The organism is Mesorhizobium sp. CA14 (assembly GCF_020165195.1).
Taxonomy (GTDB): Bacteria; Pseudomonadota; Alphaproteobacteria; order Rhizobiales; family Rhizobiaceae; genus Mesorhizobium.
In genome coordinates this window covers 62,084-77,039 of the sequence record NZ_JAIUHR010000012.1, presented here as the reverse complement: position 1 = coordinate 77,039, position 14,956 = coordinate 62,084, and the positions used below count along the sequence as shown (strand labels likewise).

General features: G+C 64.9%; 18 protein-coding genes. 8 read left to right on the top strand and 10 right to left on the bottom strand.

Features of this window, described 5'->3' with window-relative positions; translation table 11 throughout:
• The 4 genes from LB565_RS15130 to LB565_RS15115 form a co-directional block, all read right to left on the bottom strand.
• Positions 1–972: an amino acid ABC transporter permease gene (locus LB565_RS15130; RefSeq protein ID WP_224585307.1), complete on the bottom strand. Its 972-nt coding sequence runs from the start codon at positions 970–972 to the stop codon at positions 1–3.
• A gap of 19 nt (positions 973–991) precedes the next feature.
• Positions 992–2,272, bottom strand: a complete 1,281-nt coding sequence (locus LB565_RS15125) for an NAD(P)/FAD-dependent oxidoreductase (RefSeq protein WP_224585304.1) — start codon at positions 2,270–2,272, stop codon at positions 992–994.
• Between the two features lie 51 nt (positions 2,273–2,323).
• Complete coding sequence (locus LB565_RS15120) at positions 2,324–3,151, bottom strand: transporter substrate-binding domain-containing protein (RefSeq protein WP_224585302.1); 828 nt, start codon at positions 3,149–3,151, stop codon at positions 2,324–2,326.
• Positions 3,152–3,302: 151 nt separating this feature from the next.
• On the bottom strand, positions 3,303–4,196 hold the full coding sequence (locus LB565_RS15115) for a LysR family transcriptional regulator (RefSeq protein WP_224585291.1): 894 nt from the start codon (positions 4,194–4,196) through the stop codon (positions 3,303–3,305).
• 177 nt (positions 4,197–4,373) lie between these two features.
• Between LB565_RS15115 and LB565_RS15110 the strand changes: the two genes are divergently transcribed.
• From LB565_RS15110 to LB565_RS15095, 4 genes are read left to right on the top strand one after another with little or no spacing between them, the layout of a single operon-like run.
• Complete coding sequence (locus tag LB565_RS15110; RefSeq protein ID WP_224585282.1) at positions 4,374–5,573, top strand: MFS transporter; 1,200 nt, start codon at positions 4,374–4,376, stop codon at positions 5,571–5,573.
• Positions 5,573–6,037, top strand: coding sequence for a cyclophilin-like fold protein (locus LB565_RS15105; protein ID WP_224585281.1), 465 nt, complete (start codon positions 5,573–5,575; stop codon positions 6,035–6,037). Before LB565_RS15110 ends, LB565_RS15105 begins: the two co-directional genes overlap by 1 nt.
• A 19-nt stretch (positions 6,038–6,056) precedes the next feature.
• On the top strand, positions 6,057–6,452 hold the full coding sequence (locus LB565_RS15100; RefSeq protein ID WP_224585279.1) for a cupin domain-containing protein: 396 nt from the start codon (positions 6,057–6,059) through the stop codon (positions 6,450–6,452).
• A gap of 27 nt (positions 6,453–6,479) precedes the next feature.
• The gene (locus tag LB565_RS15095; protein ID WP_224585277.1) at positions 6,480–7,496 is read left to right on the top strand and encodes a zinc-dependent alcohol dehydrogenase family protein; all 1,017 of its coding nucleotides are present in this window, start codon (positions 6,480–6,482) and stop codon (positions 7,494–7,496) included.
• 24 nt (positions 7,497–7,520) lie between these two features.
• Here LB565_RS15095 and LB565_RS15090 read toward each other — a convergent pair whose 3' ends face one another.
• On the bottom strand, positions 7,521–8,084 hold the full coding sequence (locus LB565_RS15090; protein ID WP_224585275.1) for a hypothetical protein: 564 nt from the start codon (positions 8,082–8,084) through the stop codon (positions 7,521–7,523).
• A 79-nt stretch (positions 8,085–8,163) separates the two neighbouring features.
• Here LB565_RS15090 and LB565_RS15085 point away from each other — a divergent pair, with 79 nt between their 5' ends.
• A complete protein-coding gene (locus tag LB565_RS15085) occupies positions 8,164–8,694 on the top strand; it encodes a cupin (protein ID WP_224585273.1) in 531 nt (176 codons plus the stop codon).
• Between the two features lies 1 nt (position 8,695).
• Positions 8,696–9,307, top strand: coding sequence for a dihydrofolate reductase family protein (locus LB565_RS15080; protein WP_224585271.1), 612 nt, complete (start codon positions 8,696–8,698; stop codon positions 9,305–9,307).
• Positions 9,308–9,329: 22 nt separating this feature from the next.
• Here the strand turns inward: LB565_RS15080 and LB565_RS15075 are convergent, their stop codons facing one another.
• Positions 9,330–9,689, bottom strand: a complete 360-nt coding sequence (locus LB565_RS15075) for a hypothetical protein (protein WP_224585269.1) — start codon at positions 9,687–9,689, stop codon at positions 9,330–9,332.
• A 204-nt stretch (positions 9,690–9,893) separates the two neighbouring features.
• Here LB565_RS15075 and LB565_RS15070 point away from each other — a divergent pair, with 204 nt between their 5' ends.
• A complete protein-coding gene (locus LB565_RS15070) occupies positions 9,894–10,208 on the top strand; it encodes an EthD family reductase (RefSeq protein WP_224585267.1) in 315 nt (104 codons plus the stop codon).
• Between the two features lie 55 nt (positions 10,209–10,263).
• Here LB565_RS15070 and LB565_RS15065 read toward each other — a convergent pair whose 3' ends face one another.
• The 4 genes from LB565_RS15065 to LB565_RS15050 all read right to left on the bottom strand — a co-directional run bounded on the left by LB565_RS15065 (position 10,264) and on the right by LB565_RS15050 (position 12,580).
• Entirely contained in the window at positions 10,264–10,443 is a 180-nt protein-coding gene (locus tag LB565_RS15065) for a hypothetical protein (RefSeq protein WP_224585264.1), read from the bottom strand.
• 7 nt (positions 10,444–10,450) lie between these two features.
• On the bottom strand, positions 10,451–10,741 hold the full coding sequence (locus LB565_RS15060; RefSeq protein ID WP_224585262.1) for a DUF2934 domain-containing protein: 291 nt from the start codon (positions 10,739–10,741) through the stop codon (positions 10,451–10,453).
• A gap of 85 nt (positions 10,742–10,826) precedes the next feature.
• Positions 10,827–11,390, bottom strand: a complete 564-nt coding sequence (locus LB565_RS15055; RefSeq protein WP_224585260.1) for a DNA-3-methyladenine glycosylase — start codon at positions 11,388–11,390, stop codon at positions 10,827–10,829.
• A gap of 41 nt (positions 11,391–11,431) precedes the next feature.
• Entirely contained in the window at positions 11,432–12,580 is a 1,149-nt protein-coding gene (locus LB565_RS15050) for an amidohydrolase (protein WP_224585258.1), read from the bottom strand.
• A 331-nt stretch (positions 12,581–12,911) separates the two neighbouring features.
• Here LB565_RS15050 and LB565_RS15045 point away from each other — a divergent pair, with 331 nt between their 5' ends.
• Positions 12,912–14,894, top strand: coding sequence for a putative bifunctional diguanylate cyclase/phosphodiesterase (locus LB565_RS15045; protein ID WP_224585253.1), 1,983 nt, complete (start codon positions 12,912–12,914; stop codon positions 14,892–14,894).
• Positions 14,895–14,956: the final 62 nt, after the last annotated feature.

Sequence of the window (14,956 nt, the reverse complement as noted above, 5' to 3'; positions counted from 1 at the left end):
TCAGCGTTTGAGCGATCGCCCGAACCGTTCCTCGATGCGGGACTGCAGGAATTCGAGCCCGATGGACAAAAGCCAATAGATCATTGAGGCGGTGATCAGCATCTCGATATGCCGGAACTCGGTCTGGCCCTGCGTGCGCGCCAGATACATGATCTCCCAGACCCCGACCACCGAGACCAGGGAGGAATCCTTCAGCATCGCGATGAACTGATTGCCCGTCGGCGGTACGATGACGCGCATCGCCTGCGGCAGGATCACCAGGAACATCGTCTGGTTAGGGCTGAGCCCGAGTGCGGTAGCTCCCTCCGTCTGGCCGCGCGGAATGCTTTCGATGCCGGCCCGGAAAATCTCGGTCATATAGGCGCCATAGCAAAGCGACAGCGCCATGATTCCGGCGGGCACGGCCCCGATCACATAACCGACCTGCGGCAGGCCGAGATAGATGATGTAGATCTGCATCAGCAATGGCAGCCCGCGAAACAGCGAGGTGTAGAAGGTTGCCAGGCCATAGACGATGCCGTTCTTGGAGAGCTTGGCTATGGCGCCGATGAAGGCGATGACTGTCGCGATGGCGATCGAAATGGCGGAAATGTAGAGCGTGGTCACCACGCCCTGCGAAATGAGGAAACCGATCTTCCTGGCGATGAAAGAAAAGGACAGGTCGAAGGAGTAGAAGAACAGCATCAGCAGCACGAACAGCTCGATCCATACCGCCACGATCTGCTGCTTGCGCCCGAGTTGCTGCAGCGCTTTCCAGTTGGCGGCCACGATCAGCGCGATCAGCACCGCCGAGACGGCCCGCGCCACCGCGGGATTGGCCGCAAGCCATTCGATCGAGCTCGGGATCAGCTTGCCGATCCAGTCTGCCTTGATGCCGAGACCGTAGAGGCCCGCGGCGAAAGCGGCGAGCGCCAGGCACACGCCGATGCGGCGTGCGGCGTCCGGATAGTTGAGCAGCAGTCTGCCGATCACCTGTCGATATCCCTTCTGGTTAGCGGGGGCGTTCGCGCCACCAATCTTGCGCCTGCAGCTTCCAATAGGTGAGTTGCGCCGCGGCAAGCCCCACCGGTCCGCCTGCCCAGGCTAGTCCGAACGGCGCGAACAGAAGGTGGCGGTCCGACTGGCCGAGTACCGCCTCGGCGACCACCTTGCCGGCTATGGCTGTCGTGTTGATGCCGTGCCCGCCAAACGCGGTGAGATACCAGGCGCCCGGCTGCATCTCTCCGATCTGGGGCATCAGGTGGCGGGCGTAGGCCATCAGCCCCGACCAGGCGAGTTCGGTCTTGAGCGCAGCGAGCTGAGGGTAGGTGCCAACCATCTCCCGGCGCAATTCCCTGGCCAGCGCCGCCGGCGAAGCGGCCCGCGTGGTGATGCGCCCGCCCCAGAGCAGCCGCTTTCCATCCTCCACGACGCGGTAGTAGTCGCCGGCCCGGCGGTTGTCGCCGACGGCATCCGTCGTCGCGATGGCGCCAGCGATGAGATCGGGGGCTTCCTCGCTCAGCATCACATAGGTCGCGATCGGCAACATGGCCCGCTTCAGCCGGCCGATCAGCGGTCCTGTATAGCCGCCGGTGGCAAACACCGCTTGCCGCGCGCGTACTTCGCCGCTTGCGGTGCGTATGGTCTTGTGCGGGCCATCGAGTCGGGCCTCGATCGCGCTGGAGCCCTCGTGAATCCTGCCGCCCAGCCGCTCGATCTCCGCCCCGATGGCGCGCAGATAGTTCAGCGGATGCATGTGGAAGGCGTTGGCATCGCGCAGGCCCTGGTAATAACGCTCGGAATGCAGCACAGCGCGCACCTGGTCGCGCTCGAGATATTCGAGCCGATAGTCGAAATCCCGCGCCAGCCTCTCTCCATGAGCCTTCAGTTCGGCGCCGCCGTCATGGCGCAGCACGCCCATGATGCCGGGGCGAGGCTTCGCTGCCGTGATGTCGAGATCCTTGATCGTCTGCCGCACGAAATCGACGCCTTCGATCGACAGCCGATGCAGCTCTCGTGCCGCCGCCGCGCCCGCCATCGCGGCGATCTTGTCGCTGCCGGTCGCGAAGCCGGGGCTGACGAAGCCGCCGTTGCGGCCCGAGGCGCCGAAGCCGATGCTCTCGGCTTCGAGCAGCACGACCTGCTGCCCGGCGCGCGCCAGCTGCAGCGCCGTCGTCAGACCGGCCAGTCCGCCGCCGACAATGACTGTGTCGCATTCGGCCGGACCTGCGAGCGGTGGTCTGACCTTCTCGTCGGCAAGTGTGCGGCGATAATAGGTATCGGGATAGGTCATGGTGGGTTCTGATGAAAGCAGGCGGCCTTGAGGGGCCGCCCGCGATGAGCATCAATCGGCGCTGTAGTTCTTGCCGTACCACTTGGTGGTCAGCGTGCCGAGCGTGCCGTCTTTCTTCATCTGGTCGATGATGCCGCCGATCTTGGTGGTCCACTCGGCATCGCCCTTGTCGGCGATCACCACCAGCGGCTCACGGAAGGCGTAGTCGCCCTCGAGGATGCGCAGCGGATAACCGTTCTTGATGGCGTTTTGCGCGGTCTGCTCGGGCGCGATGACCGCGTCGAGCCGGACGCCGTCCCCGAGTCTCAAATCGTCGAAGGGCAGCATGGAATCGGCGAAAGTCCGGATTTCGCCAGGCTGGAGCTTGTATTCGATTGGCGGAAGGCCGGGAGCGTCGATCTCCAATTGGCGGCGGATGAAATCTTCCGACGTGGTGGCGGTCTCGACGCCGATCACCTTGCCGTTCAGATCGTTCACCGATTTTGCCTTGCTATCCTTGTGGACCACATAAACATAAGGGCTGTAATAATAGATGCCGGCGAAATCGATCACCCTGGCCCGGGCCTTGGTCGGCGTCACCGAGCCGACGCCAAGATCATAGCGGCCCTGCCAGTGGCCGCCGGTCATGGTCGCCCAATCGGGCGTCTCGAAGCTGACCTCGACACCGAGCCGTTTGGCGATCTCTTTCGAGACGTCGATATCGAAACCGACCAACTGGTTGCTCTCGTCGAGAAAGCTCTGCGGCGGCCAGCCGCTGTTGGTCGCGACCACCATGGCCTTCTTGGTTGTGACGCGATCCAGGGTTTCTCCCGACCACGCTGCCGACGCGAATGCGAGCGCGCCGGCAGCCAGCGCGAAACAAGCGATAAATCTCCTCACGAAACCTCCCTCTCGTATGTAAGATGTCTGACAACGTAACTTGTCGGTAATGGAGAGGATGAGTCAAGCGTCTTTATCTTGCGCATTGTCGAGTTTCGGCCTGCGATGCGCGTCCCGGCGTTAGCCGGGTCGGCCTCTCCACCGCGCCGCCTCAACTGCGATGCCGCAACGCGTCGACGATCACCGTCATGGCCGGCGAGAGCTGGCGCCGGCTTGGGTAGTAGAGGTGGTAGCCCGGGAAGGGCGCGCTCCAGTCGTCGAGCACGAGCCTGAGCCGCCCCTCGGCCACGTGCTGCCTGACGAGGTCTTCCGGGATGTAAGCGATGCCGTGGCCATGCAGTGCTGCGTCGACCATGGGAATAGTGGTGTTGAAGGTCAGCTGGCCGTGCACCCGGACCCTGATCTCGCGGCCCTTCTTCTCGAACTCCCAGGCATAGAGTCCGCCGAAGGTGGCCTGCCGCAGGCTGATGCAATCGTGCCCGACGAGGTCCTGCGGAATTTTCGGAACCGGGCGGCGCGAAAAATAGTCCGGCGAAGCGACGGCCACCAGCCGCCAGTCCGGCCCGATTCGCACCGCGATCATGTCGCGGTCGACGCTCTCGCCAAGGCGCACGCCGGCGTCGAAACGCTCCTCGACGATGTTGCGCATGCCGTTGTCGCTATAGAGTTCGACACGCAGGTCGGGATAGTCGCGCAACACCGGCTCGAGCTTCGGCCAGACGATCATGCGCAGCGCATGGTCGGACAGCGTGATGCGCACCGTGCCCGCGGGCCTGTCGCGGAAGGCCACCAGGCTCGAAAGATCGGACTCTATGCCTTCGAATCGCGGGACGAGCGACTGGTAGAGCCGCTCGCCCGCTTCCGTCGGCGCTACGCTGCGCGTCGTGCGGGTGAGCAACCGTACGCCGAGCCGCGCCTCCAATTGCTTGATCGTATGGCTGAGCGTCGATTGCGACGTGCCTAGCTCGGCCGCCGCCCTGGTGAAGCTGCGCTCCCTAGCAACCGTCAGGAACCACAGCAAGTCCTTCAGATCCTCGCGCTGCATGGGACAAATCCTAGCTCCGCCGCTCCCTCAAGCCGTGGCGGCTCTTGGCCTCCACTCGCCAATTCATATCAAGAATGGATAAGTCCATGCAGATTGCAACGGCTAATCTGGATAGTGCCGGTGGTTTATATAGCCGCCAGCGAAATGATTGGAGGGCTCGGCGACGAGCCGCGGCACATGGATACGACCTACGACCGCCAATTGGCGAAAGCCCAACTGGTGAAAGAACCGAGCGCCTGGGCGGCGGTGGCGTGTCTGTCGCTGCTCACCTTCGTGCTGGTGGCCTCGGAGTTCATGCCGGTCAGCCTGCTGACCCCCATCGCCAATGAGCTCGCCATCTCCGAGGGGCAGGCCGGTCAGGCGATCTCTGTCTCGGGTCTCTTCGCGGTCCTAACCAGCCTGTTCGGCAATGCGCTCTTGTCGCGGCTGGACCGGCGCACGGTCGTGCTTCTCTACACCGCCGTCCTCGTGGTCTCCGGCCTGGCGATCACCTTCGCGCCGAACTACCTGGTCTTCATGCTCGGCCGGGGCCTGATCGGCGTTTCGATCGGCGGCTTCTGGTCTCTGTCGACCGCCATCCTGGCGCGCATCGTGCCTGGCGCGGACCTGCCCAAGGCGATCGCCCTGCTGCAGGGCGGGACGGCCTTCGCCTCGGTCATCGCGCCGCCGCTCGGCAGTTTCCTCGGCAGCCTGATCGGCTGGCGCGGCGCCTTCTTCATCGTCGTTCCGATCGGCCTCCTTGCGATCGTCTGGCAGCTTGCCGTCCTGCCGAAAATGCCCGCCGGCGAACAGGCCTCGGTGGGCAAGATGTGTGGCTTGCTCGGCAATCGCGTCTTCGCTATCGGCATGGCCGCCACCACGCTCGCCTTCATGGGCCAGTTCGCGCTCTCCACCTATCTGCGCCCCTTCCTCGAAGGCGTCACCGGCCTCGACGTCAACACGCTGTCCATGGTCCTGCTCGGGCTGGGGCTTGCAGGCCTGGTCGGCACGTCGGTGGTCGGGTTCCTGCTCCGGTCGCATCTCGCAGCCGTACTGGTCGGTCTGCCGGCGGTTCTGGCGCTCATCGCGTTGTTGCTGATCGCGCTCGGCCCGTTCGCCATCGCGACCGCGACCCTGCTGACCGCCTGGGGTCTGTTCACCACGCCGATCCCCGTCGCCTGGAACACCTGGATGGCCAAACTGATCCCCAACGATCTCGAGGCGGGAGGCGGGCTGCAGGTCGCGCTGATCCAACTCGCCATCACCTTCGGCGCCTTCGCGGGCGGGCTGCTGTTCGACGCGGCCAGCTGGTGGAGCCCGTTCGCGCTCGGCGCCGTGCTGCTTCTGGGGTCGGCGCTGTTTGCCGCCGCGGCGACAACACGCCGGAGCAGCCATTGATGAAGCGACAACCGATCAGCCGGCGAACGCTGCTCTGCGCGGCGCTTGCAGCCATGGTCTCGCCGCGGCCGGCCAACAGCCAACAGGGCAGGGGCCCCGCCAACCAGGAGCCGACCGACATGAGGATCAGGATGACGTTCGACGGCCGCGCCATGTCGGCCATGCTCTACGACAATCCTTCGGCCCGGGATTTCTTTTCCATGCTGCCGCTCCATCTCACCATCGGCGACTACGCCCACAATGAAAAGATCGCTTACCTGCCGCGCAAGCTGACCGAGGAGGGCAGCGGTCCGTTCGGCAACGAGCGGCCGTACGACCTCTGCTATTTCGTGCCCTGGGGCAACCTGGCGATGTTCTACGCCGACTACCGCCATCCCGGGCTTATCAGGCTCGGCCGCTTCGACGAGGGCGAACAGGCGCTGCACGTACGCGGCGAGTTCCCGCTTCACATGGAACGCATCTGAGGACGCACAGGAGATCATCATGGACATTCTTCGCGCAGGCTCGAGGCCTTCCGGCAAGGGTCCGGCAAGTTGGTTCACCGGGACGGTGCGGATCGATCCGCTCTTCAATCCCTTCGACGCCGAGCGCGTGCAGGGCGCGCAGGTCACCTTCGAGCCCGGCGCCCGCACCGCCTGGCATACGCATCCGCTGGGACAGACGCTGATCGTCGTCTCCGGCCTCGGCTGCGTGCAGCGCGAGGGCGGCCCGGTCGAGGAGATCCGGCCGGGCGACGTCATCTGGTTCGCGCCCGGCGAAAAGCACTGGCACGGCGCGTCCCCCGAAACCGCCATGACCCACATTGCCCTCCAGGAGGTCAAGGACGGCAAGGTCGTGGACTGGCTGGAACATGTCAGCGACGCCGATTACGGCGCCTGACCGATCGACGAAAAAGGAAAGCAAAAAATGCTCGCAACCATTCTTCACAAGCCGGGCGACATCCGCTGCGAGGAAGTCGCCGACCCGAAAATCCTGCGCCCGACCGATGCCATCATCAAGCTCTCGGCGAGCTGCATCTGCGGCTCGGACCTATGGCCCTATCGCGGACTGCAGCCGGTCGAGGGCCCGCAGCACATGGGTCATGAGTATTGCGGCATCGTCGTCGAGGTGGGCAGCGAAGTGCGTGCGGTTCGCCCCGGACAGTTCGTCGTCGGCTCCTTCTGCCTCTCCGACAACACCTGCCCGCATTGTCGCTTCGGCTTCCAGTCGTCCTGCGAGCAGCGCGAGTTCATGAGCGGCGCCCAGGCGCCTTACGCCCGCGTGCCGCTGGCCGATGGGACGCTGGTGGCGACGTCCGAGGTTCCGCCGGCCGAGCTTATCCCCGACCTGTTGGCGGTTTCGGACGTCCTGGGCACCGGATGGTACGCCGCCGATGCCGCCGAGGTTCGCGAGGGATCGACGGTGGTGGTCGTCGGCGATGGCGCGGTCGGCCTGATGGGCGTGCTGGCAGCCAAGGAGATGGGCGCCGAACGCATCATCGCCATGAGCCGGCACGACAGCCGCCAAAAGCTTGCCCGCGAGTTCGGCGCCACCGACATCGTGGCCGAACGTGGCGAGGAAGGCATTGCGCGCATCAAGGAACTGACCAAGGGCGTCGGCGCGGATTCGGTGCTGGAATGCGTCGGCACGGGAGAATCCTTCGACCAGGCGCTGGCCTGCTCGCGGCCCGGCGGCACCGTCGGCTATGTCGGCGTGCCGCATGGCGTAAGCTTCGACGGCCAGAGACTGTTCTTCGGTCAGAAGCGCATGCTGGGCGGCCCCGCGCCGGTGCGCCGCTTCCTTCCCGACCTGATGGAGCGCGTGCTGCAAGGCCGCATCAAGCCCGGCAGGGTCTTCGACCTCAAGCTGCCGCTGGCCGAGGTCGCCGAAGGCTACCGCGCGATGGACGAACGCCGCGCCGTCAAGGTCATGCTCGAGGTCTAGGCGCCGGTCGGGCGCTGAACCGTTTCAGCGCTCTGGAACCACTGCCCACAATTTTTTGGCGAAGCCGCGCTTGTCGAGCACCCAAGATTCGCCGGTCACCACCGCCTTGCCGTTCCGGCATTTGTAGGCATAGACGGCGTCGTGTCCCGTCGCGAAAGCCGGCACGGCGTCGTCATTCGGGTTGGTCTTGCAGAACTCGTCCGCGCCGGGATTGTCGCGCGCCGCGTTCATTTTCGCGCAGGGCAGGTTAGCCCCGACGAAGCAGGCCAGCACCTTGCCGTTCATGCAGCGGTAATTGGCCTGCGTCTGCAGTTCCGATTCCGCCGGCGTGTCCTTTGCGTCTGGAAACAGCTTCTTGAACGCCTTGACCGTACCGCCGTAAAGCTCGTGCGAATAGGGGCGGACCGTGTCGTCGTTCTTCATCTGGCGGCAGAGCTTGTAGAGGTTCTGCGCGAGCGTCGCGTTAGCGGTCGCGGCCGGCGTAGCGGATGCGGGCGCCGCCATAGCGCCGACGCCGGCGGCAGCGAAAAGGGCCGACGCGAGCGCTGAGGCAAGAAAGCCGATTGTCGAAAGGCGAAATGCAGTCATCGTGATCTCCTTGGACGGACCGGAGCAAAACGCGCAACAAGCTGTTAGATCAGACGGTAAAATTGCAGGAGCGGCAAAGATGGCGCAACCCATCGACAAACAGGAGCCTCTCACCTTCCGGTTCGCCGATGACGGGCTGGTGCCCAACCATCCGCGCTGGCCGATGCTCGTCTATCCCGGCGCGGTGCCGTTGCCGGACGACGTCGATCCGGCTGCCGTCTTCGAGGATATTTTCGGCGCCAATGGCTGGGGCGACAGCTGGCGCAACGGCATCTACGGCTTCGTCCATTACCATTCGCGCATCCACGAGGTTCTGGGCATCGCGCGCGGCGCCGCCGAGGTCCGCTTCGGCGGCGACAAGGGCAAGGTGCTGGAGGTCAAGGCCGGCGACGTGGCGGTTCTGCCGGCAGGCACTGGCCACCAACGCCTGTCCGGCTCGGCTGACCTTCTGGTGGTCGGCGCCTATCCGCCTTTCGGCACATATGATCTGTGTCGCAGTCCGGAGCAGCATGCCGAGGCGCTGCGCACCATCCCGAAGGTCGGCCGGCCCGACAAGGATCCGCTCTTCGGCGGCGACGGGCCGCTGCTGAAAGCGTGGAGCGAAGGCTGAAATGGCAAGGATCGTCGCCATCGAGCACCTGACGCTGGATGGTGTCTTCCAGGCGCCGGCGCGTGCCGATGAAGACACGCGCAACGGTTTCGAACATGGCGGCTGGGGGATTCCTGGGAGCGACCCGAAGATGCAGGAGGTCATCGGGCGCGCCATGGCCGGAGGCTGGTCGCTGCTTGTCGGCCGCACGACCTATGAAGACCTGTACGAAGGCTGGGTCGTCAGGCAGCCAGCCAGTCCGATGACCCGGGCGCTGACCGGGGCGCAGAAGTTCGTCGCCTCGCACGACTCCGCGTATCAAGCGCGCTGGGAAAATTCGACGCTGCTTGCCGGCGATGCCGCCGAAGCCGTGCGCGAGCTCAAGCAGGGTCACGATAAGACGCTTGTCCTGTTCGGCAGCGGCAAGCTGTTGCGCGCCCTGATGCGGCACAGGCTTGTCGATGAGCTGGTGCTGATGGTCCACCCGCTGGTGCTGGGCGCAGGCTCGTGTCTTTTCGAGCCTGGACAGGCGCCCTCGACACTGAAGCTGTCCGGCCAGATCGCGACAGCGACGGGCGTGGCGATCCTCACTTATACATTTGATCGCAAGTCTGCGGCGGAGCGGCCGGAGTAAACCGGAACGCGCGGTCCCCCGCCTACGGATAATGCGTTTTCTTGGGCGCGTAGGTTGCCGGATCGAAATCGAGTTCCTTCGGCAGCGGCTGGCTTGAGCACTGCAGATGCATCTGGCGAGCGAGAAGCCGCCGCCGTTGCTGCTCATGCTCCTTCACCGCCGCAACCATCCCCATGCTGTAAGGCCCAAGCAGAACCCCGAATCCCCAGCCGGGATGGTCCTTCTCGCGCTGGGCATAATCAGCGGCGGCAGTACGGGCCTGCTGGCATTGCGGCGATGCCCATTTCGGATCCTGCTGCGAAAGCGAGGCGCCATAGTCGACCGGAGAGGAAACGCATCCAGCCACTGCCGCGCTCAGCGCGACGACCGCCGCAATTCTCATCGTTTGAGTCCCTGCTAATTTAGGGCGGAGACTACACAGAACGTGTCTTCGCACAAGCGAGGCGGCTCAAAAGCGGATGGAAGGACCGGATAGCTGCTATCGCCTTCCTCGAGCTGCGGTTTCCGGATTCTTTTTCAGCGCCTCGTTCCGTTCCCATCCGCGGTTTCGTCTTTGCTTCGTCCGCCGCGAAAAAGGAGAACCGCTATGGCTGGAATGGTCGTAATCTACAAGCAGCCGGCTGACGCGGAAGCGTTCGACAAGCATTATTTCGAGACGCACGTACCGCTGGCCAGGAAGATCCCGGGTCTGAGGAAATACGAGGTCAGCCAGGGGCCGATCACGGTGGTCGCCGGACCATCCGACGTCTACCTGATCGGGACGCTTTATTTTGACGATCTCGAAGCGATGAAAAAGGGGCTCGCAAGCCCGGAGGGAAAGGCGGCCGGGGCCGACCGCCGGCTTTACGCGCCCGATGAATCGGGCGTCCAGATGTTCCTCTTCGACAGCAGGGAAGTTTGAGCCCGCGGCTGAGACAGGACGGTCCGTCCGCCGAGAACCGCGGCCGGATCGCTGCTCATGTCCACTTTCTCCGCTCGATGTCGGTGCGTTTTTGCTCCGCCGCGGCGATCGCGGTTTCCATCACGGCATCCAGATCGGCCATCGCTTCCAGATGACCGTGATCAGCGATCGACTTGCGCAGCATGCGCATGGCCAGCAACGCGTCGTCCAACGCCTGTTCGACATTTTTGACCATGGCCGGCTCAGCCTTTGCGCCGGCTGCGCTTCTTCGGCGCCGGATCGTCGTCGGCCGGGCGATTCTCTAAGGCTTTGCGCGCCAGCCCCTCGGCCGCCACCGGGTCCGGCTGGCCGGCCGGTATCGTGACCGCGCCGGGCATCGCAGCACCCGGCTGTTCGCCCAACCCATTGTCCTCGCGCTCGATTTCCTCGCGAGCCTGATGCCAGTGCTCTTCGTCCTTGCCACTCGCTTCGCCGCTGCGTTGCCAGATCTCATAGGCGCGGCGCTTGATGCGTTCGTATTTGTCGGTCGCCATTGTCTGGTCCTCCGTCATCTGCCTTCAAACGCGCGCTGGCCGCGAATGATCCATGACAGGGGCAGGGAACGGATAAGGTTGCGGCTCAAAACTTGCGGCTGAGATAGGCCGAGCCGGCGAGGCCGAAACGCCACTCGGCTTCCACGCCCTTGGTGAGGCCGATCCGGCGGCCGACGAGGATCGCGGCCGCATCGGCATCGGAATGGGCGAATTCGAAGGGCGGCGCGGTGAGCGAGAGCCCGTTATGCGAGGCGTCGACGCCGAGCGCCTGGCAAAGCTTGCCGGGACCGGAGCAGAGCAGCCGGTCGTTGTCGGTGCCGCGCCGCTCGCGCATCTTGCTGATGCCGGATTGCGGCTGGATCGCCCGGATCAGCACCGCGCTGCCCGGCAGGCACACCGCGTTCAGGCACCAATGCAGCCCGTAGGAACGATAGACGTAGGCGTCGCCCGGCGCGCCAAACATCGGCGCGTTGCGCGGCGTGCGGCCGCGAAAGCTGTGCGATGCGGGATCATCGGGCCGGTATGCCTCGGTCTCGACGATGATGCCGCCGACACCGGCGAACCCAAGCCTGGCGCCGATCAGCGCGCGTGCCACCGCGAGGGCATCGCGCGCGAAGAAATCTGGAGCACAACGAGTGTCAGCTGGCATGGTGGTAGACGTCAACCGGAGAGGCTATCGCAGGCGTTCTGTCATCCAAGCAGGTTGCGCGCCGTTCGCATGAAGATCCGCGAACCGATCGGGATCAGGTCGTCAGGGAAATCATAGTCGGGGTTGTGCAGGGAAGGGTGTTTTTCACCCGCCCCGAGGAAGAACATCGCCGATTTGGCATTGTGGCCGAAAATGCCGAAATCCTCCGAGGCGCGCATCGGTAGCGCCTTCTCGCTGCGCGCAACGCCTTCCTCGTCGAGCGCGCGGTTGAGATGCTCGACCGCGTCCGGCGCGTTGACGCTGGCGAGGAAGATTTCGTGATAGTCGAAGCGCACCGAGAGGCCGTGCTTCGCGGCGATCTTTGCGGCAAGCGCCTCCGCGGCGGCGACCTGCTCGGCCATGCGCTCGTCGCGGCGGGTGCGCAGCGTCGCCCACACTTCCGCATAGCCGGGCGCGATGCCGAACACGGCTTGCCCCATCGCGCAATGGGTGACGGTCACCATGCCGAAATCCTCATCAGTGAAGGTGCCGCGCCCGAGCGCGGGCAGCGCCGGCATCAGTTCGCTCACCGCCGGCATCGGCGAGACGCCGGTTTCCGGCATCGAGGAATGCGCGGTCTTGCCTTCAAGCACGATGCGCATGCCGCGCGAGGCGCAGTTGACGGTGCCGGCTTTCAGCCGCACCTCGCCGAACGGCACGCCCGGCAGATTGTGCAGCGAAAACGCGAAGTCCGGCGCGATCTCGGAGAAGCGCGGATCGGCCACGACCCCGGCCGCGCCGTTGCCGGTTTCCTCCGCCGGCTGGAACATCAGGACGACGCGCCCGCGCGCCGGCCTGTCGCGCCCGAACTGGCGGCCGAGCGCGGCCAGGATCGCGGTGTGTCCGTCATGGCCGCACATATGCGACTTGCCCGGCACCTGAGAGCTATGCTCGACGCCCGAAAGCTCCTCGATCGGCAGCGCGTCGAGTTCCGAGCGGAACAGCACCGTCGGTCCGGCCTGTCCGCTGTCATAGACCGCCGCCACGCCGTGACCGCCGAGCCCCGTCAGCACCTTGTCCGGCCCGGTATCGGCGAGGAAGTTCACCACCTCCCTGGCGGTCTTCTCTTCCTCATTCGAGATTTCCGGCTGGCGGTGCAGCTTGCGTCGCCATTCGGTGAGTTCGATGAGATCGCGGTTGGTCAGCGTCATGGACTGAGACTCCGATTGGGCTTTTCCCGTCACACAAACACGATAGGTTTTTTCTCGCGCCGTGCCATGGCGATCAATTCGGATAGGCCATCGGGCCCCGCAAAATCAATGCTGCTATCTCCCACCTTCACCTGCGGCAGGTTGCGGCTGATCGGGCGAAGGCGCTCCGCAAATGTTCAGAACCGTCGCCCGATGGTCCCGTCTTGATACGGAGCCGCCGCCCGGTTTTTCTCCCAGCTCCCGGCATCCGCCAGACTCAATCGAGAAATGCCACGTAAACCGCTGAAATCCTTAACACGATTTTCATTCCGCTCGCCTACCCATTAGAGACATGAAAAGGCATGACGAGCGGCTGGTGGCGGGTCCCTCTTCCGAGGGAAGGAGCGAAGCCGTGGAAGCCGGCATCCTGCGCGACCAGCTTGCGGATCTGAGCAAGGGCGTCTTCATCTCGATGCCCGTCGGTACGGTGCTCTCGGCGCTGATCCTGGCGGTGCAACTCCTGTCCGGCGGCGGCCTTGCCGCCGTGCTGTGGTTCCTGGCGATCGCCTTGATCAACGGCGCGCGCGTGGTGCTTGCCGTCGCCCAATCGGGCGCCGCCGACGACGGGCCGGGGGCGGTCGACGCCCGGCTTTCCCTTTATGGCCGGATGGCGCTTGCCTCGGGCGTCGCCTGGTCGTTTCTGGCGCTGCTGAGCGACGGATATACGACCAGCCAGGCGCCGCTCTATCTCATCGTGCTTGCCGGCATTTCGGCCGGTTCGGTCACCTACGGCACCTGCTATGCGCCGGCTTCGATCAATTTCATCACCCTGCCGCTTCTCACCGCCGCCGGCTGCGTGCTTGCCAAGGGTGGCGTTGAAAATTACGTGCTCGCCTTCACCATCCTGCTTTTCCTTGGCGGCATGATCAGGAGCGCGCTGCTCGGGCAATCCCGCTTCCGCGAGACGAGCCGTCTCAAATACGAGGCGCGCGAATTCGCCGCCGAGATGGAGCGCAACTCCAGGCGCGACCCGCTGACTAATCTGCTCAACCGCTATGGGCTGGAGCAGGCGATCGCCAAGCTCGGGCTCTCCGACGGCCCGTTCGTGGCCATGCTGATCGACCTCGACGGCTTCAAATCCGTCAACGACACCTATGGCCACAACATCGGCGACGACCTTTTGGTCAAGGTGGCGCGCCGGATAGAGGACCACGCCCCGCAAGGTGCCACGATCGCGCGCATCGGCGGCGACGAGTTTGTGCTGCTTTTCTCCGCCGGCAGGTCGCGGCAAGCGGCCGGCGAGCTTGCATCCGCCATCATCGCGGCCATCGCCAATCCGGATCCGCAGTTGAATTCGGTGCGCGTCGGCGCCTCGATCGGCATCTACCAGTCGGAAAAGCCGGGTTTGACGGAGATGCTGCTCAAGGCGGATTTCGCGCTCTACGCGGCCAAGCGCGGCGGCAGGAACGAATATTGTCTCTTCGACGCCGGGCTGGACGCCGCACTGGAACGCAAGAACCGCATCGAGCGCGACCTGCGCGGCGCCATCGAAGCCGGCGCCCTCTGCTCCTGGTTCCAGCCGCTGGTGCGGCTCGACACCAACGCCGTCGTCGGTTTCGAGGCGCTGCTGCGCTGGCATCACGATGTCCACGGCGCCATCTCGCCGCCCGAGATCGTCACCGCCGCGCGCGAAACCGGGCTGCTTTCGCTTCTGACCGAGACGGTGTTCCTCAATTGCTGCGCCATGATCGGCGAGCTGGTGAAACACGGGCGTAGAGATGTCCGCGTCGCGATGAACCTCTCGCCGCGCGAGCTCGAGGCCGGCAATGTCGACGACATGATCCTCGACGGCCTGAAGGCCAAGGATGTGCCTGCCGCGATGCTCGAGATCGAGATCACCGAGGAGGCGCCGGTCGACCGCGACAGGGTCGACGAGAAGGTCGGGCGCCTGGCGGATGCGGGCATATCGATCGTGCTCGACGATTTCGGCACCGGCTTCTCGACCCTGGTTTCACTCAAGGACAGCCGCATCCGCAAGATCAAGATCGACAAGGATTTCGTTCGCGACCTGGCGAAATCCGTCGAGGACCAGGCCCTGGTCGAGGCGGTGATCGGCCTCGGCCGGACGCTGGGCATCGAGGTGATGGCCGAGGGCGTCGAGACCGACGCCGACCGCATGATCCTGCGCTCGCTGGGCTGCGTGATTGGGCAGGGCTATCTTTTCTCGGCCGCGCTCCCCATGCGCGATGCGCTCGCCTTCGACGCGACCGGCAGGTCCGCCACCGAGGCCCTTTTCGAGCCGCGGCGCACGCCCCGGAGCGGCAACGCCGCCTGATCGACCACCGGCAAGGGCGGCAGGCAACCGGCGGCGGAAGAACAGGGTAGCCGCGAAGGGCG

Coding starts and splice junctions, on each gene's coding strand:
- LB565_RS15060 (WP_224585262.1), bottom strand. CDS start 10,741: ATGGCGACCGACAAATACGAACGCATCAAGCGCCGCGCCTATGAGATC.
- LB565_RS15115 (WP_224585291.1), bottom strand. CDS start 4,196: ATGCAGCGCGAGGATCTGAAGGACTTGCTGTGGTTCCTGACGGTTGCT.
- LB565_RS15095 (WP_224585277.1), top strand. CDS start 6,480: ATGCTCGCAACCATTCTTCACAAGCCGGGCGACATCCGCTGCGAGGAA.
- LB565_RS15110 (WP_224585282.1), top strand. CDS start 4,374: ATGGATACGACCTACGACCGCCAATTGGCGAAAGCCCAACTGGTGAAA.
- LB565_RS15100 (WP_224585279.1), top strand. CDS start 6,057: ATGGACATTCTTCGCGCAGGCTCGAGGCCTTCCGGCAAGGGTCCGGCA.
- LB565_RS15080 (WP_224585271.1), top strand. CDS start 8,696: ATGGCAAGGATCGTCGCCATCGAGCACCTGACGCTGGATGGTGTCTTC.
- LB565_RS15075 (WP_224585269.1), bottom strand. CDS start 9,689: ATGAGAATTGCGGCGGTCGTCGCGCTGAGCGCGGCAGTGGCTGGATGC.
- LB565_RS15125 (WP_224585304.1), bottom strand. CDS start 2,272: ATGACCTATCCCGATACCTATTATCGCCGCACACTTGCCGACGAGAAG.
- LB565_RS15065 (WP_224585264.1), bottom strand. CDS start 10,443: ATGGTCAAAAATGTCGAACAGGCGTTGGACGACGCGTTGCTGGCCATG.
- LB565_RS15085 (WP_224585273.1), top strand. CDS start 8,164: ATGGCGCAACCCATCGACAAACAGGAGCCTCTCACCTTCCGGTTCGCC.
- LB565_RS15055 (WP_224585260.1), bottom strand. CDS start 11,390: ATGCCAGCTGACACTCGTTGTGCTCCAGATTTCTTCGCGCGCGATGCC.
- LB565_RS15070 (WP_224585267.1), top strand. CDS start 9,894: ATGGCTGGAATGGTCGTAATCTACAAGCAGCCGGCTGACGCGGAAGCG.
- LB565_RS15090 (WP_224585275.1), bottom strand. CDS start 8,084: ATGACTGCATTTCGCCTTTCGACAATCGGCTTTCTTGCCTCAGCGCTC.
- LB565_RS15105 (WP_224585281.1), top strand. CDS start 5,573: ATGAAGCGACAACCGATCAGCCGGCGAACGCTGCTCTGCGCGGCGCTT.
- LB565_RS15050 (WP_224585258.1), bottom strand. CDS start 12,580: ATGACGCTGACCAACCGCGATCTCATCGAACTCACCGAATGGCGACGC.
- LB565_RS15045 (WP_224585253.1), top strand. CDS start 12,912: ATGAAAAGGCATGACGAGCGGCTGGTGGCGGGTCCCTCTTCCGAGGGA.